Origin of the sequence: Fulverythrobacter fulvus, assembly GCF_037154085.1 — a bacterium.
GTDB lineage: Bacteria > Pseudomonadota > Alphaproteobacteria > Sphingomonadales > Sphingomonadaceae > Andeanibacterium > Andeanibacterium fulvum.
Map to the genome: position 1 here is coordinate 230,246 of NZ_JBANRM010000002.1, position 23,252 is coordinate 253,497.

Annotated in this window: 27 protein-coding genes; 8 read left to right on the forward strand and 19 right to left on the reverse strand. The window is 63.8% G+C overall.

Annotated elements, in window-relative coordinates; genetic code table 11:
• Window positions 1–4 precede the first annotated feature (4 nt).
• Genes WFP36_RS06785 through WFP36_RS06810 form a run of 6 tightly spaced genes read right to left on the reverse strand, consistent with a single transcriptional unit; the run spans window position 5 to window position 5,116 of the window.
• Window positions 5–1,216, reverse strand: coding sequence for an aminotransferase class V-fold PLP-dependent enzyme (locus WFP36_RS06785; protein WP_336979060.1), 1,212 nt, complete (start codon window positions 1,214–1,216; stop codon window positions 5–7).
• Window positions 1,213–1,962 (reverse strand): SufD family Fe-S cluster assembly protein, encoded by a 750-nt coding sequence (locus tag WFP36_RS06790; RefSeq protein WP_336979062.1) that lies wholly within the window; start codon window positions 1,960–1,962, stop codon window positions 1,213–1,215. Before WFP36_RS06790 ends, WFP36_RS06785 begins: the two co-directional genes overlap by 4 nt.
• Entirely contained in the window at window positions 1,959–2,699 is a 741-nt protein-coding gene (sufC, locus tag WFP36_RS06795) for a Fe-S cluster assembly ATPase SufC (protein ID WP_336979064.1), read from the reverse strand. Before sufC ends, WFP36_RS06790 begins: the two co-directional genes overlap by 4 nt.
• Before the next feature lie 7 nt (window positions 2,700–2,706).
• Entirely contained in the window at window positions 2,707–3,183 is a 477-nt protein-coding gene (locus WFP36_RS06800) for an endonuclease domain-containing protein (protein WP_336979066.1), read from the reverse strand.
• Complete coding sequence (sufB, locus tag WFP36_RS06805; protein WP_336979068.1) at window positions 3,180–4,661, reverse strand: Fe-S cluster assembly protein SufB; 1,482 nt, start codon at window positions 4,659–4,661, stop codon at window positions 3,180–3,182. Before sufB ends, WFP36_RS06800 begins: the two co-directional genes overlap by 4 nt.
• Window positions 4,658–5,116, reverse strand: a complete 459-nt coding sequence (locus WFP36_RS06810) for an RrF2 family transcriptional regulator (RefSeq protein ID WP_336979070.1) — start codon at window positions 5,114–5,116, stop codon at window positions 4,658–4,660. The genes sufB and WFP36_RS06810 overlap by 4 nt, the downstream gene beginning before the upstream one ends.
• Before the next feature lie 402 nt (window positions 5,117–5,518).
• Here WFP36_RS06810 and WFP36_RS06815 point away from each other — a divergent pair, with 402 nt between their 5' ends.
• The 3 genes from WFP36_RS06815 to WFP36_RS06825 all read left to right on the forward strand — a co-directional run bounded on the left by WFP36_RS06815 (window position 5,519) and on the right by WFP36_RS06825 (window position 10,213).
• Complete coding sequence (locus tag WFP36_RS06815; RefSeq protein ID WP_336979072.1) at window positions 5,519–6,562, forward strand: quinone-dependent dihydroorotate dehydrogenase; 1,044 nt, start codon at window positions 5,519–5,521, stop codon at window positions 6,560–6,562.
• Window positions 6,563–6,571: 9 nt separating this feature from the next.
• Window positions 6,572–8,293, forward strand: coding sequence for a gamma-glutamyltransferase (gene ggt / locus WFP36_RS06820; protein WP_336979074.1), 1,722 nt, complete (start codon window positions 6,572–6,574; stop codon window positions 8,291–8,293).
• A 93-nt stretch (window positions 8,294–8,386) separates the two neighbouring features.
• Window positions 8,387–10,213, forward strand: a complete 1,827-nt coding sequence (locus tag WFP36_RS06825; protein ID WP_336979076.1) for an AMP-dependent synthetase/ligase — start codon at window positions 8,387–8,389, stop codon at window positions 10,211–10,213.
• Window positions 10,214–10,236: 23 nt separating this feature from the next.
• Here the strand turns inward: WFP36_RS06825 and WFP36_RS06830 are convergent, their stop codons facing one another.
• The 6 genes from WFP36_RS06830 to WFP36_RS06855 all read right to left on the reverse strand — a co-directional run bounded on the left by WFP36_RS06830 (window position 10,237) and on the right by WFP36_RS06855 (window position 14,027).
• A complete protein-coding gene (locus tag WFP36_RS06830) occupies window positions 10,237–10,773 on the reverse strand; it encodes a TIGR00645 family protein (protein WP_336979078.1) in 537 nt (178 codons plus the stop codon).
• 89 nt (window positions 10,774–10,862) lie between these two features.
• The gene (locus WFP36_RS06835; protein ID WP_336979080.1) at window positions 10,863–11,372 is read right to left on the reverse strand and encodes a hypothetical protein; all 510 of its coding nucleotides are present in this window, start codon (window positions 11,370–11,372) and stop codon (window positions 10,863–10,865) included.
• 16 nt (window positions 11,373–11,388) lie between these two features.
• On the reverse strand, window positions 11,389–11,910 hold the full coding sequence (locus WFP36_RS06840) for a hypothetical protein (protein ID WP_336979081.1): 522 nt from the start codon (window positions 11,908–11,910) through the stop codon (window positions 11,389–11,391).
• A gap of 146 nt (window positions 11,911–12,056) precedes the next feature.
• Window positions 12,057–12,473: a hypothetical protein gene (locus WFP36_RS06845; RefSeq protein ID WP_336979083.1), complete on the reverse strand. Its 417-nt coding sequence runs from the start codon at window positions 12,471–12,473 to the stop codon at window positions 12,057–12,059.
• A 124-nt stretch (window positions 12,474–12,597) separates the two neighbouring features.
• On the reverse strand, window positions 12,598–13,581 hold the full coding sequence (gene thiS, locus WFP36_RS06850; protein ID WP_336979085.1) for a sulfur carrier protein ThiS: 984 nt from the start codon (window positions 13,579–13,581) through the stop codon (window positions 12,598–12,600).
• Window positions 13,582–13,703: 122 nt separating this feature from the next.
• Window positions 13,704–14,027: a MerC domain-containing protein gene (locus WFP36_RS06855; protein ID WP_336979086.1), complete on the reverse strand. Its 324-nt coding sequence runs from the start codon at window positions 14,025–14,027 to the stop codon at window positions 13,704–13,706.
• Between the two features lie 159 nt (window positions 14,028–14,186).
• Between WFP36_RS06855 and WFP36_RS06860 the strand changes: the two genes are divergently transcribed.
• From WFP36_RS06860 to rpsI, 4 genes are all read left to right on the forward strand, one after another.
• Complete coding sequence (locus WFP36_RS06860; protein ID WP_336979088.1) at window positions 14,187–15,251, forward strand: COX15/CtaA family protein; 1,065 nt, start codon at window positions 14,187–14,189, stop codon at window positions 15,249–15,251.
• Window positions 15,252–15,256: 5 nt separating this feature from the next.
• The gene (gene cutA / locus WFP36_RS06865) at window positions 15,257–15,586 is read left to right on the forward strand and encodes a divalent-cation tolerance protein CutA (RefSeq protein ID WP_336979090.1); all 330 of its coding nucleotides are present in this window, start codon (window positions 15,257–15,259) and stop codon (window positions 15,584–15,586) included.
• Between the two features lie 151 nt (window positions 15,587–15,737).
• Window positions 15,738–16,217 (forward strand): 50S ribosomal protein L13, encoded by a 480-nt coding sequence (rplM, locus tag WFP36_RS06870; RefSeq protein WP_336979092.1) that lies wholly within the window; start codon window positions 15,738–15,740, stop codon window positions 16,215–16,217.
• Window positions 16,217–16,756 carry a 30S ribosomal protein S9 gene (gene rpsI / locus WFP36_RS06875; protein ID WP_336979094.1) on the forward strand — a complete coding sequence of 180 codons (540 nt, stop codon included), beginning with the start codon at window positions 16,217–16,219 and terminating at the stop codon, window positions 16,754–16,756. The genes rplM and rpsI overlap by 1 nt, the downstream gene beginning before the upstream one ends.
• A gap of 65 nt (window positions 16,757–16,821) precedes the next feature.
• Here the strand turns inward: rpsI and WFP36_RS06880 are convergent, their stop codons facing one another.
• From WFP36_RS06880 to WFP36_RS06895, 4 genes are all read right to left on the reverse strand, one after another.
• Window positions 16,822–17,001, reverse strand: coding sequence for a hypothetical protein (locus tag WFP36_RS06880; RefSeq protein WP_336979096.1), 180 nt, complete (start codon window positions 16,999–17,001; stop codon window positions 16,822–16,824).
• Between the two features lie 103 nt (window positions 17,002–17,104).
• On the reverse strand, window positions 17,105–17,848 hold the full coding sequence (locus WFP36_RS06885; protein ID WP_336979098.1) for a metallophosphoesterase family protein: 744 nt from the start codon (window positions 17,846–17,848) through the stop codon (window positions 17,105–17,107).
• The gene (locus tag WFP36_RS06890; RefSeq protein ID WP_336979100.1) at window positions 17,848–18,696 is read right to left on the reverse strand and encodes a diacylglycerol kinase family protein; all 849 of its coding nucleotides are present in this window, start codon (window positions 18,694–18,696) and stop codon (window positions 17,848–17,850) included. The genes WFP36_RS06885 and WFP36_RS06890 overlap by 1 nt, the downstream gene beginning before the upstream one ends.
• A 10-nt stretch (window positions 18,697–18,706) precedes the next feature.
• The gene (locus tag WFP36_RS06895) at window positions 18,707–18,973 is read right to left on the reverse strand and encodes a hypothetical protein (protein WP_336979101.1); all 267 of its coding nucleotides are present in this window, start codon (window positions 18,971–18,973) and stop codon (window positions 18,707–18,709) included.
• Between the two features lie 207 nt (window positions 18,974–19,180).
• Here WFP36_RS06895 and WFP36_RS06900 point away from each other — a divergent pair, with 207 nt between their 5' ends.
• Window positions 19,181–19,477 (forward strand): UrcA family protein, encoded by a 297-nt coding sequence (locus WFP36_RS06900; RefSeq protein ID WP_336979103.1) that lies wholly within the window; start codon window positions 19,181–19,183, stop codon window positions 19,475–19,477.
• A gap of 107 nt (window positions 19,478–19,584) precedes the next feature.
• Here WFP36_RS06900 and WFP36_RS06905 read toward each other — a convergent pair whose 3' ends face one another.
• The 3 genes from WFP36_RS06905 to WFP36_RS06915 form a co-directional block, all read right to left on the reverse strand.
• Complete coding sequence (locus WFP36_RS06905) at window positions 19,585–20,322, reverse strand: LytR/AlgR family response regulator transcription factor (protein ID WP_336979104.1); 738 nt, start codon at window positions 20,320–20,322, stop codon at window positions 19,585–19,587.
• Entirely contained in the window at window positions 20,315–21,586 is a 1,272-nt protein-coding gene (locus WFP36_RS06910) for a sensor histidine kinase (RefSeq protein WP_336979106.1), read from the reverse strand. The genes WFP36_RS06905 and WFP36_RS06910 overlap by 8 nt, the downstream gene beginning before the upstream one ends.
• A gap of 137 nt (window positions 21,587–21,723) precedes the next feature.
• Window positions 21,724–23,244, reverse strand: coding sequence for a fumarate hydratase (locus tag WFP36_RS06915; RefSeq protein WP_336979108.1), 1,521 nt, complete (start codon window positions 23,242–23,244; stop codon window positions 21,724–21,726).
• Between the last annotated feature and the right edge of the window lie 8 nt (window positions 23,245–23,252).

Below are 23,252 nucleotides of genomic sequence, written 5' to 3' on the forward strand. Positions count from 1 at the left end.
GACATCAGGCGAAAATCCTCTTGGTCCGCTCGATACCGGCCAGCAGGGCCGCGATATCGCTTTCGTCACTGTAAATACCGAAGCTCGCCCGCGCGGTGGCGGGCACGCCCAGATGGTCCATCAGGGGCTGCGCGCAATGATGGCCCGCCCGGATCGCGACATTCGCCTCGTCGAGGATCGTGCCGAGATCATGGGGGTGAATGCCATCGAGCGCGAAGCTGACGATGCCGGCCGAGCGTTCGGGCCCGAACAGGGTGACATCGTTCATCGCCCGCAATTCGCCGCGCAGCTTCGCCACCAGTTCCCGCTCATGTCGTTCGGCCACGTCGAGCCCCATGGCCGAGAGGTAATCCACCGCCGCACCGAAGCCGATTGCCTCGACAATGGCGGGCGTGCCTGCCTCGAACCGCTGCGGGGCAGGGGCATAGGTGGTGCGTTCGAAGGTCACCTTGTCGATCATCGCGCCACCGCCCTGATAGGGAGGCATGCCGGCCAGAATTTCGTGCCGTGCCCACAGCGCGCCGATGCCGGTGGGGCCATAGAGCTTGTGCGCCGAGAAGGCGTAGAAATCGCAACCCAGCGCTTCGACATCGACCTTCAGACGCGGCACGGCCTGACACCCGTCGAGCAGGATCTTCGCGCCCACCGCATGGGCCAGCTTCACCGCCCGCGCCGCATCGAGTTCCGAGCCGAGCACGTTCGAGACATGCGCGAAGGCGACCAGCTTGTGCGCTGGGGTCAGCATTGCCTCGGCCGCGTCGAGATCGATCCGGCCATCTTCGGTGAGCGGGCAGACATCGATAGCGGCCCCGGTCCGCTCTGCCGCCAACTGCCAGGGCACGATGTTGGAATGATGTTCCAGCACCGAAAGCAGAATGCGGTCGCCCTGCTTGAGGTTAGCCACACCCCATGTCGCCGCGACGAGATTGATCGCCTCGGTCGCGCCGCGAGTGAAGACGATCTCGTCCTCCTGCCCACCGATGAAGCGCGCCACCTTGCGACGGGCTTCTTCATAAGCGAGCGTCATCTCGGCCGAGCGGGCATAGACCCCCCGGTGCACCGTGGCATAGTCCTGCCCCAGCGCACGGCTGACAGCCTCGATCACTGCCACCGGCTTCTGCGCCGTGGCGGCCGTATCGAGATAGTGCCACTCCCCGCCATCGGCATTCTGCAAGCCGGGAAAGTCCACTTTGCGAGTGAGGGTTTCCGTGCTCATGCCGCCTCCTCGCCCAAGGCATCCAGCGCCTTTTCAAGCATGGTTTCGCGCATATCGGCGTCCTCGATCGCAGCGAAGGCATCGGCCACGAAGGCGCGGATCAGCAGCTTCTTCGCCACTTCGGGCGGAATCCCGCGGGCCGCCATGTAGAAGGCCGCGGTCTGGTCCAGCGCACCGATGGCCGCGCCATGGGCGCATTTCACGTCGTCGGCGTAGATTTCGAGTTCCGGCTTCGTATTGGCCGAAGCACCCTTTTCCAGCAGGATCGCGCGGAAATTCTGGGCCGCATCGGTCTTCTGCGCATCGCGCACAACCTCGATCCGGCCGAGGAAATTGCCGGTGGAGTGGCCCCATTGCACCGCCCGCACCGTCTGGTTGCTGGTGGCATGGGGATGGGCATGGATCACGCGGGTAACGAATTCCTGCCGCGCATCGCCGCCGCCAATAGTCACACCGCCAAATTCAAAATGCGCGCCTTCTTCCAGCGTCACTTCCACTTCGGCACGGGCATAGGGACCAGCGGCATTGATGCAGAACAGGGCGAAACTGCCCCCGCGCCCGACATGGACGCGCAGCCGATCCACGCCCGGTGCGATTTCGAGCGTTTCGCTGATTGCAGCGCCTGCCGGCACGTCAATTTCGCGCCACTGCGAAAGCGCCACCGGATCGGCAGCAGCCAGCCAGTCAGGATCGGCATAGCGCCAATCCTCGTCACGCGTGGTGGGAAGGGTGGCCAGATCGCTCACGCAACCGCCTCGTAGCCCTGCTCTTCGAGTTCGAGCGCGAGTTCCGGCCCACCGGTCTTCACAATGCGGCCCTTGGCGAGCACGTGCACGACGTCAGGCTTCACGTAATCGAGCAGGCGCTGATAGTGCGTGATCAGCAGCACGGCCTTGTCCGGCGCGCGCATGATCGCATTGATACCTTCGCCCACGATGCGCAGCGCATCGATGTCGAGGCCGCTATCCGTCTCGTCCAGCACGGCAAAGGCGGGATCGAGAATGCCCATCTGGACCATCTCGGCGCGCTTCTTCTCGCCGCCTGAAAAGCCGACATTCACCGGACGCTTGAGCATATCCATGTCGAGGCGCAGCAGCCCGGCCTTTTCCTTGGCCAGTTTCAGGAACTCGCCGCCCGAAAGCGCCTCCTCACCCCGGCTCTTGCGCTGGGCATTCACAGCCTCACGCAGGAACTGGGCAAAGCTGACGCCGGGAATCTCGACCGGATATTGAAAGCCCAGAAACATGCCCGCAGCGGCCCGCTCATGCGGTTCAAGCGCCAGCAGGTCCTGCCCCTTGAAGGTCACCGACCCTTGCGTAACTTCGTAACCGGGACGCCCGCCCAGCACATAGCCCAGCGTGGACTTGCCAGCGCCGTTGGGCCCCATGATCGCATGCACCTCACCGGCGCCCACTTCCAGGGTGAGCCCGTTGAGGATCTGCTTGCCGTCGATTTCGGCGTGGAGGTTTTCGATCTTCAGCATGGTCTTCTCAATATTCCGGACGGGCACGGCGCGGAGCGCGGGCGGTCTTCGGCTTTTCGAACGGCTTGGCGAGTTCCTCGCGGATCGCGGCGAGCACCGTCTCCACGTCTTCCAGCACCTGCTCGTCCGAGAAACGCAGCACGCGCACGCCCACTTCGGTCAGCTTGCGGTCGGACAGTTCTGCCAGGGTCGCATCGGGGCCTTCGGTGCCGCCGGTTTCCACCACCACCCAGCGCGGGCGGCAGGCGAAATCGACGATGGTGGAGCCCATCACCACTTCGCGGGTGAAGCTGAAGCCCAATTGCTTGTCGCCGATCCGCTCCCACAGCAGCGCCTGCGCCGGAGTGGGATTGAGCCGCATGTTGCGCGCACGCTCCTTCAGTTTCTCGGCCCGGGCGGGCGAGACGTTCCAGGCGCGGGTGCGATCGGCCGGGGCCGTCTCGCGCGGGGCGCCCAGGGTCAGTTTCGAGCGGGCGGCAGTCATCCAACACTTCCTTCAAGGCTGATGCCGAGCAGCTTCTGTGCTTCCACGGCGAATTCCATCGGCAATTGCTGCAGCACTTCGCGGGCAAAGCCGTTCACGATCAGGGCCACCGCGGCTTCCTGGTCCAATCCGCGCTGCATGGCGTAGAACAGCTGATCCTCGCTGATCTTGCTGGTCGTCGCCTCATGCTCGATCTGGGCAGAGGGGTTCTTCACCTCGATATAGGGCACGGTATGCGCGCCGCATTTGTCGCCCAGCAGCAGGCTGTCGCACTGAGTGAAGTTGCGCACGCCATCGGCATTGGCGCCAACGCGCACCAGCCCGCGATAGGTATTGTTCGATTTGCCTGCGCTGATGCCCTTGGACACGATGGTCGAACGGCTGCGTGCGCCGTTATGGATCATCTTTGTCCCGGTATCGGCCTGCTGGTAATTATTGGTGACGGCGACGGAGTAGAACTCGCCCACCGAATCCTCGCCGTTCAGCACGCAGCTGGGATATTTCCAGGTGATCGCGCTGCCGGTTTCCACCTGCGTCCAGCTGACCTTGCTGCGCTTGCCCTGGCACAGGGCGCGCTTGGTGACGAAATTGTAGATCCCACCCTTGCCCTCGGCATCGCCGGGATACCAGTTCTGCACGGTGGAGTACTTGATCTCCGCATCGTCGAGCGCGACCAGTTCCACCACGGCGGCATGGAGCTGGTTCTCGTCGCGCTGGGGCGCGGTGCAGCCTTCGAGGTAGCTGACATAGCTGCCCTTGTCGGCCACGATCAGCGTGCGTTCGAACTGCCCCGTATTTTCCGCGTTGATGCGGAAATAGGTGGAAAGCTCCATCGGGCAGCGCACGCCTTCGGGGATGTAGACGAAGGTCCCATCCGAAAAGACCGCGCAATTGAGGGCGGCGAAGTAATTGTCGTGCATCGGCACGACCTTGCCGAGCCACTGCTTCACCAGTTCCGGATACTCGCGGATTGCTTCCGAGATGGACAGGAAGATGACACCGGCCTTCTTCAGCTCTTCCCGGAAAGTGGTGGCCACGCTGACGCTGTCGAACACGGCATCCACTGCCACCTTGCGCGCGCCTTCCACCCCGGCGAGGACTTTCTGTTCCTCGATCGGGATGCCCAGCTTCTCGTAAACGCGCAGAATCTCGGGATCGACCTCGTCGAGCGATTTCAGCTCGGTCTTCTGCTTGGGCGCAGCGTAATAATAGGCGTCCTGATAATCGATCGGCGGAATGGAAAGCTTGGCCCAGTCCGGCGCGGGCATGGTCTGCCACAGGCGGAAAGCCTTGAGGCGCCATTCGAGCATCCATTCCGGCTCGTCCTTCTTGGCCGAAATGAAGCGGACGGTATTTTCGTCCAGGCCCTTGGGCGCGAATTCCTGCTCGATATCGCTCGAAAAACCCCATTCATAGGTTTCGAGCTTCTTCGCGGCTTCGCGCGCTTCCTGATCCTGCAGGGTGGTTTCGTCCGTCACAATGCTGCTTCCTTGGGCGGCTGGGAAACGAAGCGGCTGAGCGGAACATCCGCCAGCGCGCCGCGCATCGCCGCATTCACTTCACCCCAATGCGGGCGGGCGGAGCAGGAGCATTCGAGCGCGCAATCCTGCTTGCCGTGATCGACACAGGCCGTCAGCGCAATCGGCCCTTCCACCGCTTCCACGATATCGGCAATGGAGATCGCCGCTGCCGGGCGGGCAAGCTGCAACCCGCCATGTGCCCCGCGTACCGAGCGCAGCAGGCCGGCGGCACTGAGCATGCTGACCAGCTTCTGCACCGTAGGCACGGGCAGGCCGGTTTCATCGGCCAATTGCGCGGACGATACACGCGCGCGCTTTCGTCCGTCCGCGTCGACAAGCGACGTGGACCCACAATGGCGCGCGGCGGCGCTCATCGTGACGACGGCATAATCGGCCATGCTCGAAAGTCGCATCTGCCTTCCCTTGCGGAATTGGGGCCACTCCAATTCAGAGTGATTCGTTCCGGTTTCATCTAGGCATGCTTTGCCGCATTGCAACAACCAATGCGCGAATGGCGGAAATGCGCGGGAAAATCCGATGAAAAAAGGGCGGCCGCCCCGAAGGGAAGCCGCCCTATTAAGTTGAGAACTCGATAGCATTGCTGCTTCGAGCCCTTCGGGTCGCGCGATCTATGTAGTCGGGAAAGATGAACAGGAATTGTAAGAAAGCGACAATCACAGTGGCAAATGGGTGACAAGCGCAAGAAAATGTAACTTTTGTTAGCGGGCTAAGTGGCTCCTGCTTATCCCCGCCCCGGCACCCCCGGCTACGTCTTGCCATCGACAGCGCGTGCGCTTTGCCATAACCGGCTGGCCATGCTTTTCCGCCTGATCCGCCCCGCTTTGTTCGCCTTCGATCCCGAAACTGCGCATGGCCTGGCGCTTGCCGCACTCAAGGCCTTGCCGCATGGCGCACCGCCTGCGCCCGATGGCCCGCTGGCAACCACGGTTGCCGGCATCCGCTTTCCCAATCCGCTGGGAATGGCGGCCGGCTTCGACAAGGACGGCGAAGTGCCCGACGCCCTGCTGGGCCTGGGGTTCGGCTTTGCGGAAGTCGGCTCGATCACTCCGCTGCCCCAGGCAGGCAATCCCAAACCGCGCCTGTTCCGCCTGACCCAGGACCGCGCGGTGATCAACCGCATGGGGTTCAACAACAAGGGTGCCGAAACCGCGCATGACCGGCTGGCCGCTCGTGCCGGCAAGCCCGGCGTAGTGGGCATCAATATCGGCGCGAACAAGGATTCGCCCGACCGTATTTCCGATTACGGTGTGATGGCCCGCGTGATGGCTCCGCTGGCGACTTATCTGGCCATCAATGTCTCCAGTCCCAATACGCCGGGCCTGCGTGCCTTGCAGGATGAAAGCGCGCTGGCCGAACTGCTCGACGCAGTGCTTGATGGCGCGCGCGAGGCCACGCATGGCAAGCCGCCGCCGGTGTTTCTGAAGGTCGCCCCCGATCTGGAGCCCGCGGACGTGGAGGCCATCGCCCGCATCGCGATCGAGAAGAAGCTGGGCGCGCTGATCGTGTCCAACACCACCATTTCGCGCCCGCCACTGAAATCGCGCCATGCCGGGGAGACGGGCGGCCTGTCCGGCGCTCCGTTGCGCGATCTGGCCCAGCAGCGCCTGCGCGATTTCCGCAAGGCGACCGGCGGCGCAGTACCGCTGGTGGGCGTGGGCGGAATCGCGACGGCAGCGGATGCCTGGGCCCGGATCCGGGCCGGGGCCAATCTGGTGCAGCTCTATTCCGCCATGGTCTATGAAGGGCCGGGGATTGCCCGCAAGATTGCCCGCGGAATCGAGGCCCTGATGCGGCGGGATGGCTTTGCCTCCATTGAAGAGGCCGTGGGGAGCGAATAGGCAGGTCCGATGCTGAAACGCTTTACCGCAGCCGCCCTTCTTCCCTTTGCCCTGTGGGCCTGCACCGGCGATGGCGGTGCGGCACTGGCCAGCACACCCGCCCCGCAAGCGCCGGGACTGGTCAGCGCGGCCGATCCGCGCGCGGCCGAGGCGGGGGCGCAGATACTGCGCAAAGGCGGCAGTGCCACCGATGCCGCCATCGCCACCATGCTGGCCCTGACCGTGGTCGAACCGCAAAGCTCAGGCATCGGCGGCGGTGGCTTCATGGTGCTCGGCGATGCGACGGGCGGCCTCGAAACGCTGGACGGGCGGGAAACCGCGCCAGTGGCGGCTGGGCCGGACTGGTTTCTCGACAGTGAAGGCAAGCCGCGCCCCTTCATGGACGCCGTGATGTCGGGCCTCAGCGTTGGTGTGCCGGGCAATGTCCGGCTGGCCGCCAAGGCACATGAACGCCACGGCAAGCTCGCCTGGAAGGCGCTGTTCGAGCCCGCCATTGCCCTGGCGCGCGACGGCTTCGTCATCAATGAACGGCTGCACGAATTCCTGGTCAACGCGAAAAACCGCGCCGCCGCCGAGGCGGAAGGGCAGGCCCTGTTCTATGACGAAACGGGTGAGCCGCTGCCCGTGGGCACGCTGGTGAAGAATCCCGCTTTGGCCGCAACGCTGGAAAAGCTGGCCAAGGAAGGCCCCGACGCATTTTATATCGGCGACAATGCCCTCGCCATCGCGGTTCACGTCGCGGCCGAAACCCCGCATGCGCGCGGCATGGTGACCGGCGATATCGAGAATTACGCCGCGCGTGACCGCACCCCGGTTTGCGGCAGCTATCGCACTTATCGCATCTGCGGCATGGGCCCGCCTTCCTCGGGCGCGACCACGGTGCTGGCGATCCTGAAGCAGCTTGAACGGTTCGATCTGCATGCGCTGGGCAAGGATTCGCCTGTCGCCTGGCACCTGTTCGCGGAATCCCAGCGCCTCGCCTTCGCGGACCGCGAACTCTATCTGGGCGACGACGATTTCGTGCCCGTGCCAGTGAAGGGGTTGGTGAGCGATGCCTATCTCACGGGCCGCGGCGCGCTGATCTCGCCCGACAGCACCATGGCAACCGTCAGTGCAGGCACGCCGCCGGCAGACGGCGCGAAATTGAGCTGGGCCGATGGCGACGAACCCGAAGAGCATGGCACGTCGCATTTCGTGGCCGTGGACCGCTGGGGCAATGCGGTGAGCTATACCTCGACTATCGAAGGCTCTTTCGGTTCGGGCCTGATGGTGGGCGGATATTACCTCAATAACGAGCTGACCGATTTCAGCTTCTCGCCAGAAAAGGACGGGCTGCCCGTGGCAAACCGCGTGCAACCGGGCAAGCGTCCGCGCAGTTCCATGGCGCCTTCGCTGGTCTATGACGCAGACGGTAATCTGGTGCTGGCAATCGGCGCGGCTGGCGGGCCGACCATTCCGGTGCAAGTGGCCAAGGCACTGATCGGCTGGATCGACTGGGACCTTTCGGCGCAGGAGGCGATTGCCCTGCCGATGCTTTATTCCCCCGGCGATACGCTGTTCATCGAACCGGGCACTGCCCTGGAAGGGATGAAGCCCGCGCTGGAGGCTTTGGGCCACAAGGCCATCGTGGCGCGCGCACTGCCGCTCAAGGCCAATGCAGCAGAGCGCAGCAGTGCCGGCTGGCGCGGTGCGGCCGACCCGCGCAGCGCGGGGGCCTCGGTCAGCGAATAACGGCCCCGTCTGCGTGCTTGTCGCCTGCCGAAACCCGGCTTACATCTTGGGAAAAGGGCCCTTGGAGGGTGATGGGGCGCGAGGGGATTGCCGATGAAGCTTACCGATTTCGGATCGGCCAATAATCTGGTCACGCTGTTCCTGCAGCGTGCCGACGAGCTTGGCGACCGTCCCTTCCTGTGGGCCAAGAACGGCGGCAGCTGGCATTCGCAAAGCTGGAACGAAGTGGCCCGGTCGGTCTGCCTGCTGGCCGAGAACCTGCGCAAGCTGGGCCTCAGGGAAGGGGACCGAGTGGCACTCGTCTCCGAAAACCGGCCCGAATGGTGCATCGCGGATCTGGCGATCATGGCCGCCGGCTGCATCACCGTGCCCGCCTACACCACCAATACGGAGCGCGACCATCAGCATGTGCTGGACAATTCCGGCGCACGGGTGGTGATCGTTTCCAACGAGAAGCTGGCCAAGCCCCTGCTTCCGGCCGTGATGACATCGGGCGTTGCCGAACATGTGATCGGGATCGAAAATCTCCATCGTCACCAGTCCGGCACCTTCGATTTCCATGGCTGGGACGAGATGCTGGCAGGCGATGCCGATGCCGCACGCAAGGCCGTGGAGGAACGCATCGCCAAGATCGGACGCGATGTGACTGCCTGCATCATCTACACCAGCGGCACGGGCGGCGCGCCGCGCGGGGTGATGCTTTCCCATGGGGCGATCCTGTGCAATATCGACGGCGCGGCCGACCTGCTGGTGGAGGATTTCGGCTGGGACGAGGAAGTGTTCCTCTCCTTCCTGCCGCTCTCTCACGCCTATGAACATACGGGCGGGCAGTTCCTGCCCATCGGGCTGGGCGCGCAGATCTATTACGCCGAAGGGCTCGACAAGCTGGCCAGCAATATCGAGGAAGTGCGCCCCACTATCATGGTGGTGGTTCCCCGCCTGTTCGAAGTGCTGCGCACCCGCATCATGAAGCAGGTGGAAAAGCAGGGAAGGGTCGCCAACTTCCTGATGGACCGGGCCTTGCGCATCGGGGAACTGTCCTTCGCCGGGCGCAGGCGGCTGCGCGATCTGCCGATGAACCTGTTGCTGGAAAAGACGCTGCGCCCGAAAATCTGCGATCGCTTCGGCGGAAGGATCAAGGCGCTGGTATCGGGCGGCGCGCCGCTCAATCCCGATGTCGGCACCTTCTTCGAATCCATGGGCCTGACCATGCTGCAAGGCTATGGCCAGACCGAATCCGCCCCGGTGGTCAGCTGCAACCGGCCCAAGGTCGGGCTGAAGATGGACACGGTCGGCCCGCCGATGAAAGGCGTGGAAGTCCGGATCGCCGAGGATGGCGAAATCCTGGTGCGCGGCGAACTGGTGATGCAGGGCTATTGGCAGAACCCGGCGGAAACGGCGCGGGCGCTGCAACCCAATTCCATCGACCCTACCGGCGCGATCTGGCTGCATACGGGCGATATCGGCCATCTGGATGACAAGGGCCGCATCGTCATCACCGACCGCAAGAAGGACATGATCGTCAACGACAAGGGCGACAATGTCGCGCCCCAGAAGATCGAGGGGATGTTGACGCTCCAGCCCGAAATCGCGCAGGCGATGGTGGTGGGCGACAAGCGGCCCTACATCGTCGGGCTGATCGTGCCCGATGCAGAATGGGCACTGGAATGGGCGCGCACCAATGGCGAGAAGTTCGACATGGACGCGCTGCAGGAACTGCCAGCTTTCAAGAGCGCGATCCGCGCCGCGGTAGACCGGGTGAACAAGGACATCTCCATAGTGGAGAAGGTGCGACAATTCGCCTTCGCGGATGAAGCCTTCGCCATCGAGAATGGGGAGATGACCCCCAGCCTCAAGATTCGCCGCCACATGATAAAGGCCCGCTACGGCGAGCGGCTGGACGCGCTCTACAAGGCGTGAAGCCTGACAGGGTTAGGGCGCGGTCAGTGCTTGTGCTGGGTCATCCGGTCGACATAGGCGATGCCGATGGCCGAGACGATGAACATCCCGTGGATGATCGTCTGCCACATCACGCCCGTCTCGGTCAGCCGCGCGCTCGGCGTGCCGATCGCGCTCGCCTCGATGAAAGTACGCAGCAGGTGGATCGAGGAAATGCCGATGATCGCCATTGCCAGCTTCACCTTGAGGATGCCGGCATTCACATGGCTGAGCCATTCGGGCTGGTCGCGATGGCCTTGCAGGCCAAGGCGCGACACGAAGGTTTCGTAACCGCCCACGATCACCATGATCAGCAGGTTGGAGATCATCACCACATCGATCAGGCCCAGCACGACGAGCATGATCTCCTGCTCGCTGAAACCGGCAGCATGCGTGATGAGGTGCCACAGTTCCTTGAGGAACAGATAGACATAGACGCACTGCGCGACGATCAGCCCCAGATAGAGCGGAAGCTGCAGCCAGCGGGAACCGAAGATCAGGAGAGGCAGCGGGCGGAGGGGCGCGTTGGGATCCTGTTGCATGCGCGGTGTCTAGTCGGACGCTTTCGTCCTGTCACCCCACAGGCGAGCAGAAATGCTACCCTTCGATAGCGACCCGGCGGGAAGGCGGCTCATGCTGCGAAGCGGTTGCCCAATTCCAGGCGGATCGCGCCAAGCTGGCTTTTGAGGATGATGTAGGAATGTTCCAGCTCCTGCAGGAACGCCTCTGCCTCGTTGCGGCTCACGGCCCAACGGCCACGCACCGCGCCGTTACCGCGATAGGAAATCATGTCGAACAGCACATACCAATTGCCCATCCGGTCCACCGTTTCGGTGGCCACGCCGGAAGCGAGCAGGTCGCGCCGCGATTCAAGGCTCTGCCATGCGGCCAGCACCGGCCCGGCATCCTTGGCTTCCGTATCGGCCCCGAGCATGTCCACCAGACGCGAAGCCTCCAGCGTGCGCTGTGTGGCAACGGGATAGAGATTGACGCGATAGCGTGCCTCGCGTGCCAGTTCGAGCAAAGTGCCGATCAGGATCTCGCCCTGCGCGAACAGGTCCAGACATTCGGCCCGCCACGCCTCGACTTCGGCACGGGCAACATCGTGGGGGGAAAGCTGGTCGAAATCCTGCGCGCTCATCCGGGTCTAATCCTGCTCAGGCCGCTTCGGCTTCGACGAATTCGGGATAGAAGATCGGCGCGCGGGCCGACCAGCCTGGAGCTGTCGCCGCAGCTTCACTGAGCGACTGCAGCAGCAGCTTGCGCCGTTCGGGCCGCAGCTGGGGCAGGGCAGAGGCCCCACAGAAGGCCGCGGGCAGCCAGGGGCGCACATCGGCACCCAGCAGGCGCTCGTAGAGGAAACGATAGGCGGAAAAGCCGTTCAGCCGCTCCTGCGCCAGATCGAAGGCCGTGACGCGCAGCAGCTTGCCCATGTAATCCTCGATCCCGTCGAGCGACATCTCGTCAGGCGTGATGCCCTTGAGGCCCTTCAGGTCCTGATAGGCGAGATATTGGCAGCGGATCGAAGCCAGTTCTTCCGCATCGCGCGCCCACAGCTTGGATGCATCGGCGCGGCCCAGCCCCACATCGAGGCTGCGCTTGATATAGCGCTGTTCAGAGGGCGCGAAGCTGGCGAATTCGCGCAATTCCGCAATCGTCAGCGATTGGGCGTCGTGCATGTCCTTGTCCCCCAGGCCCGTCCTGATTGGCCTGTGGAACCGGACATGCGCGCTCCATGGTTAGTATCCGGTAAACCGCTTGTGGATAATTTGAGGGGCGCCGGGAGCGGCCTTTCCGGAGACGACGACAAAGTCAGCTGTTCGACCTAGTCGTAATATCCCGGCCCAAAAGTGATGACGGACATCACCGACTGGCAAAGCTCATCTGTTGGAGACCAGATGCTTATTCCGAGATTTCGCGAGGTTGCGCTGCCGGGTTCAATGCTCAGTTCGGGATCGAGCAAACGCAAGCGTTCAATGGCTTCGGCCATCGCGACCATCATGAACGATACTCCGTTCAATTTCGGATCACTGGGGCCTGAAAACTCGAGGGCTTCCAGCAGATGTGCGTCATCGTAATACGCGAAGACGCCAGTAACCGGCCAATAGTCAGCCGGATTACTCTCGTGCGAGCGTTTGAAAAGCTGGTGGCCATTTCCAAAGAATGCGCGGACGGTCTCTTTGGATGAGCCCAAAGGGAGGCCCTGCAAGCCGCCGCACGGTTCGAACGCGAGATCAACCATGCGCTAACGATATGCGAGGTCGGTTGGTATGCGCAATGTCCGCTAGCCACCCTCTTCTGGCCACGCCGCGCGGAAAAGCGGCTCGCCTATAGCGGACGATCGGTCAGGAGAATTTCCACGCCGCCTAGATCAGCCCCGCCAGCGGGCTGGAAGGATCGGCATATTTGCGGGTGCCCATGCGGCCGGCGAGATAGGCATCGCGCCCGGCCTCGACCGCCAGCTTCATTGCACGGGCCATGCGCAGCGGGTCTTTCGCTTCGGCAATGGCAGTGTTCATCAGCACACCATCGCAGCCTAGTTCCATCGCCACGGCAGCGTCGGAAGCCGTCCCCACACCTGCATCGACCAGCACCGGCACGCTGGCGCCTTCCACGATCAGGCGGATCGTCACCCGGTTCTGAATGCCGAGACCCGAACCGATGGGGGCGCCGAGCGGCATCACTGCCACCGCGCCGGCCGATTCCAGCTGCTTGGCCGCGATCGGATCGTCGGTGCAATAGACCATCGGCTTGAAGCCTTCGGCGGCCAGAATCTCAGTTGCCTTAAGCGTTTCGCGCATGTCGGGATAAAGGGTGCGAGCCTCGCCCAGCACTTCCAGCTTCACCAGTTCCCAGCCGCCCGCCTCGCGCGCCAGACGCAGAGTGCGGATTGCCTCGTCCGCCGTAAAGCAACCAGCGGTATTAGGCAGGTAAGTGATCTTCTTCGGATCGATATAGTCGGTCAGCATCGGGGCCGTAGGGTCCGATACATTGACGCGCCGCACTGCCACAGTGACGATTTCCGCCCCCGAAGCCTCCACCGCCGCAGCGTTCTGAGCAAAGTCCTTGTACTTGCCGGTCCCCACGATCAGGCGTGAGCGGAAGGTGTGCCCCGCCACAGTCCACGTATCGGCAGCATGATCGCCTCCACCGACGAAATGCACGATCTCCAGCACATCGCCATCGGTCAGCGGCGTTTCGCCATGGGCAGAACGCGGCGCGATCGCGCCATTGCGCTCCACCGCGACCTTTTCGGGCTTGAGGCCCAGTTCGGCAACAAGTTCGGCGATGGTCGCGGCGGCGCTGCGCCGGGCTTCGCCATTGACGGTAAGGGAAATCTGGTCAGCCATGCCGGGCCAGATAGCGCCTGAGGGGGCAAGGTTACAGGGCTAAGTGAGGATTTTCAGGCGAGGGGCGAACTGGGCGAGTTTGACTCGCCTGTCCGACCGATTGGCTGAAAGGCGAGGCAGCCTCAGTGTTTGTGGCGCAGGTTCAGGAAATGCGCGATCGCGACCAGGCTGACGCCGATGATGGTCAGCACCGCCTCTTCCATGCCATGGGGCACGGCAAGCGCGCCGCCCATGAAGGACAGGCCGGTCATTGCCACCACGAAGGGCAGGGCACGGCGATGACGCAGGGCACCGATGCCGATGGCAACGGCCGCGATCAGTGCGGCAATGGCAAGGCCGACGCGGTGGATGACAGGATCGAGCAGAATGCCGCCACCCATGCCCAGCACGGCGACGAGCACGATGCCGGAAACGCAATGCAGGGCACAGAGCCCCGAAAGGAGCATTCCAGCCCGATCAAGGCGGCTGCGATTCGTCGGCGTCGGCATGGGCGCCCATGTATGTAACGATGTATCATTGCGCAAGGCCTTTGGCGCCTCGGTCCGAAATAGAGGGAGGACGCTCCGCCCTTGCGCTTTGCCACCATGCGGCGCAGAGGGCGGCGCATGGATAATGCGATGCCCGTTGAGTCCGGCCCCAAGGCGGCTGTTGGCGGCACTGTTCGCCCTCTGGCCCTTGCCCGCTGGCTGCTGTTCGTTGCCTTCCTAGTCGTCCTGATGGTGATGGTGGGCGGTATCACCCGCCTGACCGAATCCGGCCTTTCGATCACCGAATGGAAGCCGGTGACAGGCACCTTGCCGCCGCTTACCGAGGCACAGTGGCAGGCCGAGTTCGACGGCTATCGGAAAATCGGCGAATATCTGCAGATCAACGGCCCGGCGGGCATGACGCTGGCCGATTACAAGTTCATCTATTTCTGGGAATGGTTCCATCGCCTGCTGGGGCGCGTGATCGGCCTGGCCTTTGCCGCGCCGCTGGCGTGGTTCTGGCTGCGCCGGGCGATCCCCGCCGGCTACAAGTCGCGCCTCGTCGCGCTGCTTGCGCTGGGCGGGCTGCAGGGCGTGTTCGGCTGGTTCATGGTCAGTTCGGGCCTCAATGCGAAGGTCACCGATGTCAGCCATTTCTGGCTGTCCATCCACCTGCTCACCGCCCTCGTTACATTGGCCGGGCTGGTGTGGACCGCGCTGGACCTTCGGGATTTGGCGAAGTCGCCCGGCGCGCGACCTGCGCGGCTGACCGGGATCGGCGCGGTGACGAGTGCCGTGCTGTTCGTGCAATTGCTGCTGGGCGCCTGGGTGGCCGGTCTCAATGCCGGGCTCGCTTCGGATAGCTGGCCGCTGATGCAGGGGCGGCTGTTTCCGGAAGTCGACTGGTCGAAGGGCGCCTTCTGGGCCTTCACGCACGAGCCGTTCCTGCTCCACTTCATCCACCGCTGGTGGGCCTGGGTTGCCGTGGCATTCCTGATCGTGCTGGCGCGCATATGCCGCCGCGCGGGTGACAGGCCGGCCTCCGTCGCGATCCATTCGGCCTTCGGCACGCAGGTCATTCTCGGCATCGCCACTGTGATGACGGGGGTTTCCCTGTGGATCGCCGTGCTACACCAGCTGGTCGGCGCACTGCTGGTGGCAGCGACGGCCTGGGGTGCCCATTCGGCGGGCCGGCGGATCTGAATCCGATGAGCGCGAAGGCCGCCCTGATCTGGAGCCCCTTCGCCAGCGAGGAAGACGCCGCCGCTGCGGCCACTATCCTGCTCGACGAAGGGCTGATCGCCTGCGCGAACCTCATGCCCGCCGTGCGTTCGCTTTACCAGTGGCTGGGCGAGCGGGGCGATTCGCGCGAATGCGGCGTGCTGTTCAAGACCGAAGCGGGCTTGCTCGCCCGGGCAATCGCGCGGCTGGAAGAGATTCATCCCTATGATGCCCCCGCCATCGTCGGGTGGGAGGCGGACCGCTGCGGTACCGCAACCGCCGGTTGGCTGGCCGGTCTTGCGGGCGCGGACACCTGAACGGTATTATTTTACCTCCTCCAAAACCCCCCGTTTTGCTTGACTTGCGGCCCATTTCCGCACAAAGGCCCCGCCATTCGCGGGCACGCGCTTGTATTTCAAATGCAAGTCTGCACCCGGTGATGGACAGACGATAAGGAAATTCAGGCCCATGAAGGCGCTCAGCAAGACCACCCGGTCGATCAAGCCGGCCGAGGTGGAAAAGAACTGGCATCTGATCGATGCCGACGGCCTGGTGGTCGGCCGCCTCGCGGTGATCATCGCCAATATCCTGCGCGGCAAGCACAAGCCGAGCTTCACCCCGCATGTCGATTGCGGCGACCATGTCGTCGTCATCAACGCGGACAAGGTGCGCTTCACCGGCAACAAGCTGCAGGACAAGCGTTACTACAAGCACACCGGTCACCCGGGCGGCATCAAGGAAACCAGCCCCGCCAAGGTGCTGGGCGGCCGTTTCCCCGAGCGCGTGCTCGAAAAGGCCGTGGAACGCATGATTCCGCGTGGCCCGCTGGGCCGTGCGCAGATGCGTGCGCTGCACCTCTATGCCGGTACCGAACATCCGCATGGGGGCACCCAGCCGGTGGCGCTCGACGTCGCTTCGATGAACCGCAAGAACAAGGCTACCTCCTAATGGCCGACGAAACCAACACCGTCACGGATCTCGCCGATCTGAAGTCGATCACCGGCGAAGCTCCTGCCGCCGACGCTGCCGCTGCTGCTGCGGGCGTTGCCGAAGTCACTCACGCCAGCACCGCCCCCCTGCGCGAGCAGGAAGTGGACTCGCTGGGCCGCGCCTATGCCACCGGCCGCCGCAAGGACGCCGTGGCCCGCGTGTGGCTGAAGCCGGGCACTGGCAAGGTCACCGTCAACGGCCGCGATCAGGAAGTCTATTTCGCACGTCCGACGCTGCGCCTCGTCATCAACCAGCCGTTCCAGATTTCGGAACGCGAAGGGCAGTATGACGTGATCGCCACCGTCAAGGGCGGCGGTCTTTCGGGTCAGGCCGGTGCCGTGAAGCACGGGATCAGCCAGGCTCTGGCGAAGTTCGAACCGGCCCTGCGCAGTGCCGTGAAGGCTGCCGGCTTCCTCACCCGCGACAGCCGCGTGGTGGAACGCAAGAAGTACGGCCGCGCCAAGGCACGCCGCAGCTTCCAGTTCTCGAAGCGCTAAGCTTTTCGGGGAAACCCGTTACGAAGGGGCGGCCTGGCAACAGGCCGCCCTTTTTCGTTGCAAGTTCAACTCGTGCCGGTCTGCCGCGTAATCGCGCGGGCCACCATCCAGCTGACCGGAAAGGCGATCAAGAAACCGGCCAGGGCAGCCAGCAAGATCGGCCTGGGTTCAGTCATTCCCATGACCAGAACGGCGATCACGCCCACCCCCATCAGGGTGGAGCCGATCACCAAATGCAGGATCATCGCGAGTCTGAGCATGCCGTCCTCCGGGGCCGCAAATATCGATACTCGCATCTCGCACAGGCCGCAGTCAGGTGCCTTGACCGGGATCAACCGCAGGGCCGGATCAGCCGAACTGCCGATTTTCCACCGAGAGGCCGTGGACGAGATCGAAATGCAGCACATTGTAGGAAGGCGGCGTGCCCCGCAGCCGTTCCGACATGGTGCCGCTGCCAATCATGCGGATCTTGCGCCCGGCAACCTCATGCGTGATGTCGAAGGCATCGTGGACATGGCCTGAAAGGATCGCATCCGCCCCGGCATCCACCAGAGCCCGCAGTGCCGAATGACCCCGCACCGTGGGATTATGCCCCACAAGCGACGGACCGGACAAGGGATGGTGGCACGCCACGATCTTGAAGCGGTGATCGCCCTTCAGGCGCGTCAGCTCCTGCAAAGCCTCTTCCAGGGCGCGCCCGCGCACGACCCCGTCGGACCACGGCCAGCGCCATTGCGCACTCACCGTGGTGCGCAGGGTGACAACTGCGACATGGTCCAGCTCCAGTTCGCTGCCGACCATGCCTGCCAGTCGGCCGAAACGGCGAAAGGGCGTGCGGAAGCGTTCGACCGGATTGAAATAGGGCATGTCGTGATTGCCCGGCTCGATCACCGCCGGAACACCCAGACGGGCGAACCACTGGGCGGCGGCAGCATATTCGCTCTTCTTCGCGCGCTGGGTAAGATCGCCCGTGCAGATCACCGCGTCGGGCTTTTCGCGCAGCACTGCTTCCTCGAACCAGGCAAGCGCGCCGCGATCCTCCACTCCGAAATGGATGTCGCTCAAATGGAATAGTCTGGCAGCGATCGTCATTACGGCTCGGTAGCTAGCAGATCGACTTCGCAGGGGACCAGCGTGAAACACACGCGCGGTCCGCAATCGGCCTTCTCGCCGTCGATCAGCAGGCCGAGCGGATCGCCCGCGACGCAGGCCAGCTCCAGTTCCGTGACCACGCCCAGCAATTCGCTCGGCCCATCGCGAAATTCACGGCGGAGCAAGGCCAGTCCCTGGACGAGGTAATCCTGCACTGTCTCCGCATAATAGGCATCGACCGCAAAACCATTCTCGCGCGGGGTCAGCATGATCAGCGGGTAGCCTTCGGGCCGACCGAGCTTGGGATCGACACAGGCAATCATCGGGGCCGCGACAGAGGCTTCGATCGCCTGGGCGGTACCGCTTGCGACGGCGGCGAGATCCGCCTTCCGCATGGCTTCGCGCACATCGTACCAGGCCGTGCCCGGCCCGGCCATCAGCCCGGCGAGGCCATCGCCCTGCGGACAGCGGACGACGCCCGGCCGCACAATCCGCGCCATACCGCGCGCCATGGCGGCAAGCACTTCACTCACATCCCGCTGACCGTGCAGCCGATGAAACAGGAGGTTCTTTGTCCCGCCCGGCAGCACGAGTACGGCGCCGCTCCAGCCGTAAAGGGACGTAACCAACGCGTTGACCGTGCCATCGCCGGCATAGACCGCGACGAGCTTGATGCCCGCACCATCAAGCTCGGCAGCCGTGGGAAGATCGTCCTCCGGGAAATGGATCGTCCGGGAAAAGACGACGCCCGCCCCCTCAGCTGCTTTGTCCAGAGCCGCGAGCTTGTCCTTCCCGTTGCTGCCGCTGGCCGCATTGGTGACCAGCCAGATCGATAGGGACTTCGTCATAGGGGAAAGATTACCAGCGGTTCGAGAGGATCAGCCAGGCGGCCACGGCATTGGAAGCGGTATAGGCGAAATAGCCCCAGCTCCACCCGGTCTGGCCATTGGCCACCAGCAGCATGACGGCGAGCAGCACCAGGAACTCCGCAGCGAGACTGGCCTTTCCGCCCGAGCGCACCAGAAACCGCGGCAGCATCCCGATCACCGGATGGCGGCTTTCAAGCACTGCCTTGTGCAGCGCGAAATTGCCGATGCCGAACAGGAAGGTGAAAAGAATCGCCATTGACCGGGAGGATGGCCGCAATTTCGTCGATTGCCAAACGCTGTTCGTCCGCCGGTTCGCGCACTTCGTCCATGAGGGACTCGCTCGTCGGGCGACTTTGCGTCGCCGTCGAAGTGCGCATGCGGACGAAAAAGGCCTGCCCTATCCCTGTTTGCGAGCGATGGCCCGGCGAATTCCGCGGCCACCGCCAGATGGAGGAATGAGGAAATGAAAGCCCCTGTTTTCGCACTGGCCGCTGTGATTGCCGGCCTGGTCGCGGCCCAGCCGGCGCTCGCCGAAACGGCTGCAGTTACTTACAACGATCTCGATCTGACCACCAAGGAAGGCCAGAAGGAACTCGACCTGCGGATCGAAAAGGCCGCCAGGGACGTGTGCGGCCTGAACGAAAAACAGGTCGGCAGCATGCTTCCCACGCGTGAGGCGAAGGCCTGCGTGAAAGATGCGCGCAAGCAGATCGAAAAGCGCGTCGCTAGCATCACCAAGAAGGAAACCGCCGGCAGCTGACCGGTTGGAGAGTCCCGCCGGGTCCAACCCAGTCCCAAGATACCGGCGGGACACCTGCCATGGCCGGCGATCCCCATCGGGCGCTTGTGTGCTGCAGTTCCGCCCGATCAGCGGCCGGCCATGGCCTTCACACGGGACAGATAGGTGCGCCCGATGCGCAGCGCCTCCCCGTCATCGACCTCGACCGACCACACGCCCAGCCCTTCGTGCCTGAGGCCGCGGATCGAATCCCGGCGCAGGATGCAGGACCGGTGGATGCGGATAAATTCCGCGGGGTTGAGCCGCGCTTCAAGCCCGGCAATAGTCTGCAGCAGCAGATAGCTGCTTTCCCCCACATGCAGCCGCACATAATCGCGCTCCGCATCGATCCGTTCGACCTGTGCGGCCTCGATACGGATCAGTTCGGACCGGTGCGGCACCCAGAATTCGGTGAGCCACTCGCTCGCGACGCTGCCCACGGTGCCCCGGCGGGCAACAGCTCGGCCGATCGCACGTTCCAACCGCTCCGGAGTGACCGGCTTGAGGACGTAATCCACCGCATCAAGATCGAAGGCTTCCACGGCGAAATGATCATGCGCGGTAACGAAGATCACGGCAGGACGCACCTCACGCCCAGCAAGTGCGCGGGCGACCTGCAGCCCGTCCATTTCCGGCATGGTCATATCCAGCAGCAACAGATCGGGCGAGAGCGCATCCACCAGCCGCAGGGCCGCGCCGCCGTCGCTCGCGGTGCCGATCACCGCAAGGTCCCGCAGTTCGGCACAGATCACCTGCATCCGCTCCACCGCGAGCGGTTCGTCATCCACGATCAGGGTGCGCATCGGGGCGGGGCTGTCGTCAGGCATCGGCAGTCCTGTGAGTCAGAAGGGGAATCCGGATATGGGTTGCATAACCCGATCCGGTCGGTCCGGAAACGATGCTGGCCTGTTCGCCGAACCGCGCCTCGAGCCGCTCACGCACATTCTGCAGGCCAATTCCATAACCATCCGCCGGCTGTGCAGGGCCCGCCGCGCGCTTGCCCTTGCCATCATCTGATACGGTGATGACCAGCCTTCCATATTCCTCCCGCGCAGAAAGGGTGATGGTGACCTTTCCGGCCGAAGGCGCAACGGCATGCTTCACCGAATTTTCCACCAGCGGCTGCAGGATCATGCCCGGCACCTTCGCCCCTTCGAGTTCGGGGGGCAATTGATAGACGGCCACCAGCCGGTCAGGAAAACGCACAGCCTCGATATCGAGATAAAGCCGCTGCAGGCCGAATTCATCGCGCAGCGGCACGTCCGACGTCGGATCGTCCGCCAGGCTGCTGCGATAGAAGGTGGAGATCATCTGGATCATCCGCTCGGCTTGCTGATTGCGACCAGTAAGGACCAGCGCGGACAGCGAATTGAGCGTGTTGAACAGGAAATGCGGGTTCACCTGATAACGCAGCGAGCGTAGTTCCGCTGCCTTCGCCGCCCGGCGAAACGCCCCTTCGCGCCGCTCCGCCGTGCGCGCCTGCTCACCCGCGACAAGAGCGAGATAGAGCGCGCACCATGCCAGCATGAGAAAATATCGGCCAAGCGCGATCTCGGGCAGCCCGGTATCCTGCGGGGAGGGCGTATTGATAGTGATCGCCTGCGGCAATTCCTCCAGCGTGGCGGAACCGCCATCGGTCTCCTCGCCCGTCGGCGTGGCCCGCGGTGCGGGGGAAGACGTCACGGGAATATCGACCAGCAGATTGCCGCTCTCGTCGCGGCGAACCTTGAAGCCCTGCTTTTCGCCGAAGCTCTTGGCGATTTGGGTTTCAAGGTCGGAAAAGACGAGCCGATTCGCCTGGGCGAGCACGATCGAGACCGGGGCCGAAATGACCAGGGCGGCAGCGACCTTCACCCATAGGGGCCTGTGATCGAACTGGCGCAGGATCAGCCACATGGCGAAGGTCACCGCCACGCCGATCAGCGCCACGACTGCGCGGCGCCACAGCAGTTCGAACTCGAAGCCGAGATCGAGAAGCTCCGCCCGGATCGTGGTGAGCACGAAATAGCACGCCCACAGCCCCACAATGGAGGCCAGGACAGTGCTTACCGGTACGCGCGGACGCGCGAGATCGAGTGCGGGTTCCTGCATGCACAACCGGGATAGCCGCAAGGCCTGCCCGATGGCCAGCCCGGCAATCGGCACGGGTCAGCCCTTGGTCGAACCACCAGCACCCGATTCCGCCCGACGAATGTCGAGCGGATCGGACCAGCCGTGCCTCCGGTGTCTCAGGCGAGCAGCTTTTCCCTGGCGATCTTCTCCCGCCACACCAGCGGAGCGAGCTGGTGAACGTTGTTGCCCTCGCTATCGACGGCGACAGTGACCGGGAAGTCCTTCACCTCGAATTCGTAGATCGCTTCCATGCCGAGATCTTCGAAGCCGACGACCTTGCTGCCCTTGATCGCGCGGGCGACCAGATAGGCTGCGCCGCCCACAGCCATCAGATAAGCGCTCTTGTGATCGCGGATCGCGTCGACCGCCATCGGGCCCCGCTCTGCCTTGCCGACCATGGCCAAAAGGCCCTGTTCGAGCATCATGCGCGTGAACTTGTCCATGCGGGTGGCGGTAGTGGGGCCGGCAGGGCCGACGATTTCCTCGCCCACCGGATCGACCGGGCCGACATAATAGATCACGCGGCCCTTGAACTCGACCGGCAGTTCCTCGCCCCTGGCCAGCATGTCCTGAATGCGCTTGTGAGCGGCATCGCGGCCAGTGAGCATCTTGCCGTTGAGCAGCAGGCGGTCGCCCTGCTTCCAGCCCTGCACCATTTCGGGCGTCAACTCGTCGAGATTGACGCGGATCGCGGCACTGTCGGGCTGCCAGTCGACCTTGGGCCATTCGTCGAGGTTCGGCGCCTCGAGGAAGGAAGGGCCCGATCCGTCCAGCGTGAAATGCGCATGGCGGGTTGCGGCGCAATTGGGGATCATCGCAACCGGCTTGCCTGCGGCATGGCAGGGCCAGTCGAGAATCTTGACGTCGAGAATCGTGGCAAGGCCGCCCAGGCCCTGCGCGCCGATGCCCAGCGCGTTCACCTGGTCGAAGATCTCGATCCGCAGCGCCTCGATATCGTTCTGCGGCCCCCGCTCCTTGAGCTGAGCCATGTCGATCGGTTCCATCAGGCTCTGCTTGGCGAGCTTGACGCAATGTTCCGCCGTGCCGCCGATGCCGATGCCCAGCATGCCCGGCGGGCACCAGCCGGCACCCATCTGTGGAATCATTTCCAGCACCCAGTCCACGATATTGTCGCTGGGGTTCATCATCTTGAACTTGGACTTGTTCTCGCTGCCGCCACCCTTGGCCGCGACATCGACCGAAACCTTGCTGCCCGGCACCATCTCCACGCTCAGCACGCAGGGCGTGTTGTCGCGCGTGTTGCGGCGGGTGAAGGCCGGATCGGCCAGAACCGAAGCGCGCAGCTTGTTTTCCGGGTGGAGATAGGCGCGGCGCACGCCTTCATCGACCACGTCCTGCAGCGAGCGGCGCGATTCAAGCCGGCAGTCCTGGCCCCATTCGATGAAGACGTTGACGATACCGGTGTCCTGGCAGATCGGCCGGTGCCCTTCGGCGCACATGCGGCTGTTGGTGAGGATCTGCGCAATCGCATCCTTGGCCGCCGGGCCCTGTTCCGCCTCATAGGCATCGCCCAGCGCGCGGATGTAATCCATCGGATGGAAATACGAGATATATTGCAGCGCGTCGGCCACGCTTTCGATGAGGTCTTCTTCGCGGATCGTAACCATGTCGCTCATCGAGCGTA

Bases quoted from the DNA above. Each gene is read 5' to 3' on its own strand.
- WFP36_RS06840 (WP_336979081.1), bottom strand. From the start codon at position 11,910: ATGCACGACGCCCAATCGCTGACGATTGCGGAATTGCGCGAATTCGCC.
- thiS (WP_336979085.1), bottom strand. From the start codon at position 13,581: ATGGCTGACCAGATTTCCCTTACCGTCAATGGCGAAGCCCGGCGCAGC.
- WFP36_RS06810 (WP_336979070.1), bottom strand. From the start codon at position 5,116: ATGCGACTTTCGAGCATGGCCGATTATGCCGTCGTCACGATGAGCGCC.
- WFP36_RS06785 (WP_336979060.1), bottom strand. From the start codon at position 1,216: ATGAGCACGGAAACCCTCACTCGCAAAGTGGACTTTCCCGGCTTGCAG.
- WFP36_RS06800 (WP_336979066.1), bottom strand. From the start codon at position 3,183: ATGACTGCCGCCCGCTCGAAACTGACCCTGGGCGCCCCGCGCGAGACG.
- WFP36_RS06905 (WP_336979104.1), bottom strand. From the start codon at position 20,322: ATGCCTGACGACAGCCCCGCCCCGATGCGCACCCTGATCGTGGATGAC.
- WFP36_RS06835 (WP_336979080.1), bottom strand. From the start codon at position 11,372: ATGAGCGCGCAGGATTTCGACCAGCTTTCCCCCCACGATGTTGCCCGT.
- WFP36_RS06825 (WP_336979076.1), top strand. From the start codon at position 8,387: ATGAAGCTTACCGATTTCGGATCGGCCAATAATCTGGTCACGCTGTTC.
- WFP36_RS06880 (WP_336979096.1), bottom strand. From the start codon at position 17,001: ATGATCCTGCATTTGGTGATCGGCTCCACCCTGATGGGGGTGGGCGTG.
- WFP36_RS06900 (WP_336979103.1), top strand. From the start codon at position 19,181: ATGAAAGCCCCTGTTTTCGCACTGGCCGCTGTGATTGCCGGCCTGGTC.
- cutA (WP_336979090.1), top strand. From the start codon at position 15,257: ATGAGCGCGAAGGCCGCCCTGATCTGGAGCCCCTTCGCCAGCGAGGAA.
- sufC (WP_336979064.1), bottom strand. From the start codon at position 2,699: ATGCTGAAGATCGAAAACCTCCACGCCGAAATCGACGGCAAGCAGATC.
- WFP36_RS06830 (WP_336979078.1), bottom strand. From the start codon at position 10,773: ATGCAACAGGATCCCAACGCGCCCCTCCGCCCGCTGCCTCTCCTGATC.
- WFP36_RS06910 (WP_336979106.1), bottom strand. From the start codon at position 21,586: ATGCAGGAACCCGCACTCGATCTCGCGCGTCCGCGCGTACCGGTAAGC.
- ggt (WP_336979074.1), top strand. From the start codon at position 6,572: ATGCTGAAACGCTTTACCGCAGCCGCCCTTCTTCCCTTTGCCCTGTGG.
- WFP36_RS06815 (WP_336979072.1), top strand. From the start codon at position 5,519: ATGCTTTTCCGCCTGATCCGCCCCGCTTTGTTCGCCTTCGATCCCGAA.
- WFP36_RS06845 (WP_336979083.1), bottom strand. From the start codon at position 12,473: ATGGTTGATCTCGCGTTCGAACCGTGCGGCGGCTTGCAGGGCCTCCCT.
- WFP36_RS06855 (WP_336979086.1), bottom strand. From the start codon at position 14,027: ATGCTCCTTTCGGGGCTCTGTGCCCTGCATTGCGTTTCCGGCATCGTG.
- rpsI (WP_336979094.1), top strand. From the start codon at position 16,217: ATGGCCGACGAAACCAACACCGTCACGGATCTCGCCGATCTGAAGTCG.
- rplM (WP_336979092.1), top strand. From the start codon at position 15,738: ATGAAGGCGCTCAGCAAGACCACCCGGTCGATCAAGCCGGCCGAGGTG.
- WFP36_RS06885 (WP_336979098.1), bottom strand. From the start codon at position 17,848: ATGACGATCGCTGCCAGACTATTCCATTTGAGCGACATCCATTTCGGA.
- WFP36_RS06895 (WP_336979101.1), bottom strand. From the start codon at position 18,973: ATGGCGATTCTTTTCACCTTCCTGTTCGGCATCGGCAATTTCGCGCTG.
- WFP36_RS06890 (WP_336979100.1), bottom strand. From the start codon at position 18,696: ATGACGAAGTCCCTATCGATCTGGCTGGTCACCAATGCGGCCAGCGGC.
- WFP36_RS06860 (WP_336979088.1), top strand. From the start codon at position 14,187: ATGGATAATGCGATGCCCGTTGAGTCCGGCCCCAAGGCGGCTGTTGGC.
- WFP36_RS06915 (WP_336979108.1), bottom strand. From the start codon at position 23,244: ATGAGCGACATGGTTACGATCCGCGAAGAAGACCTCATCGAAAGCGTG.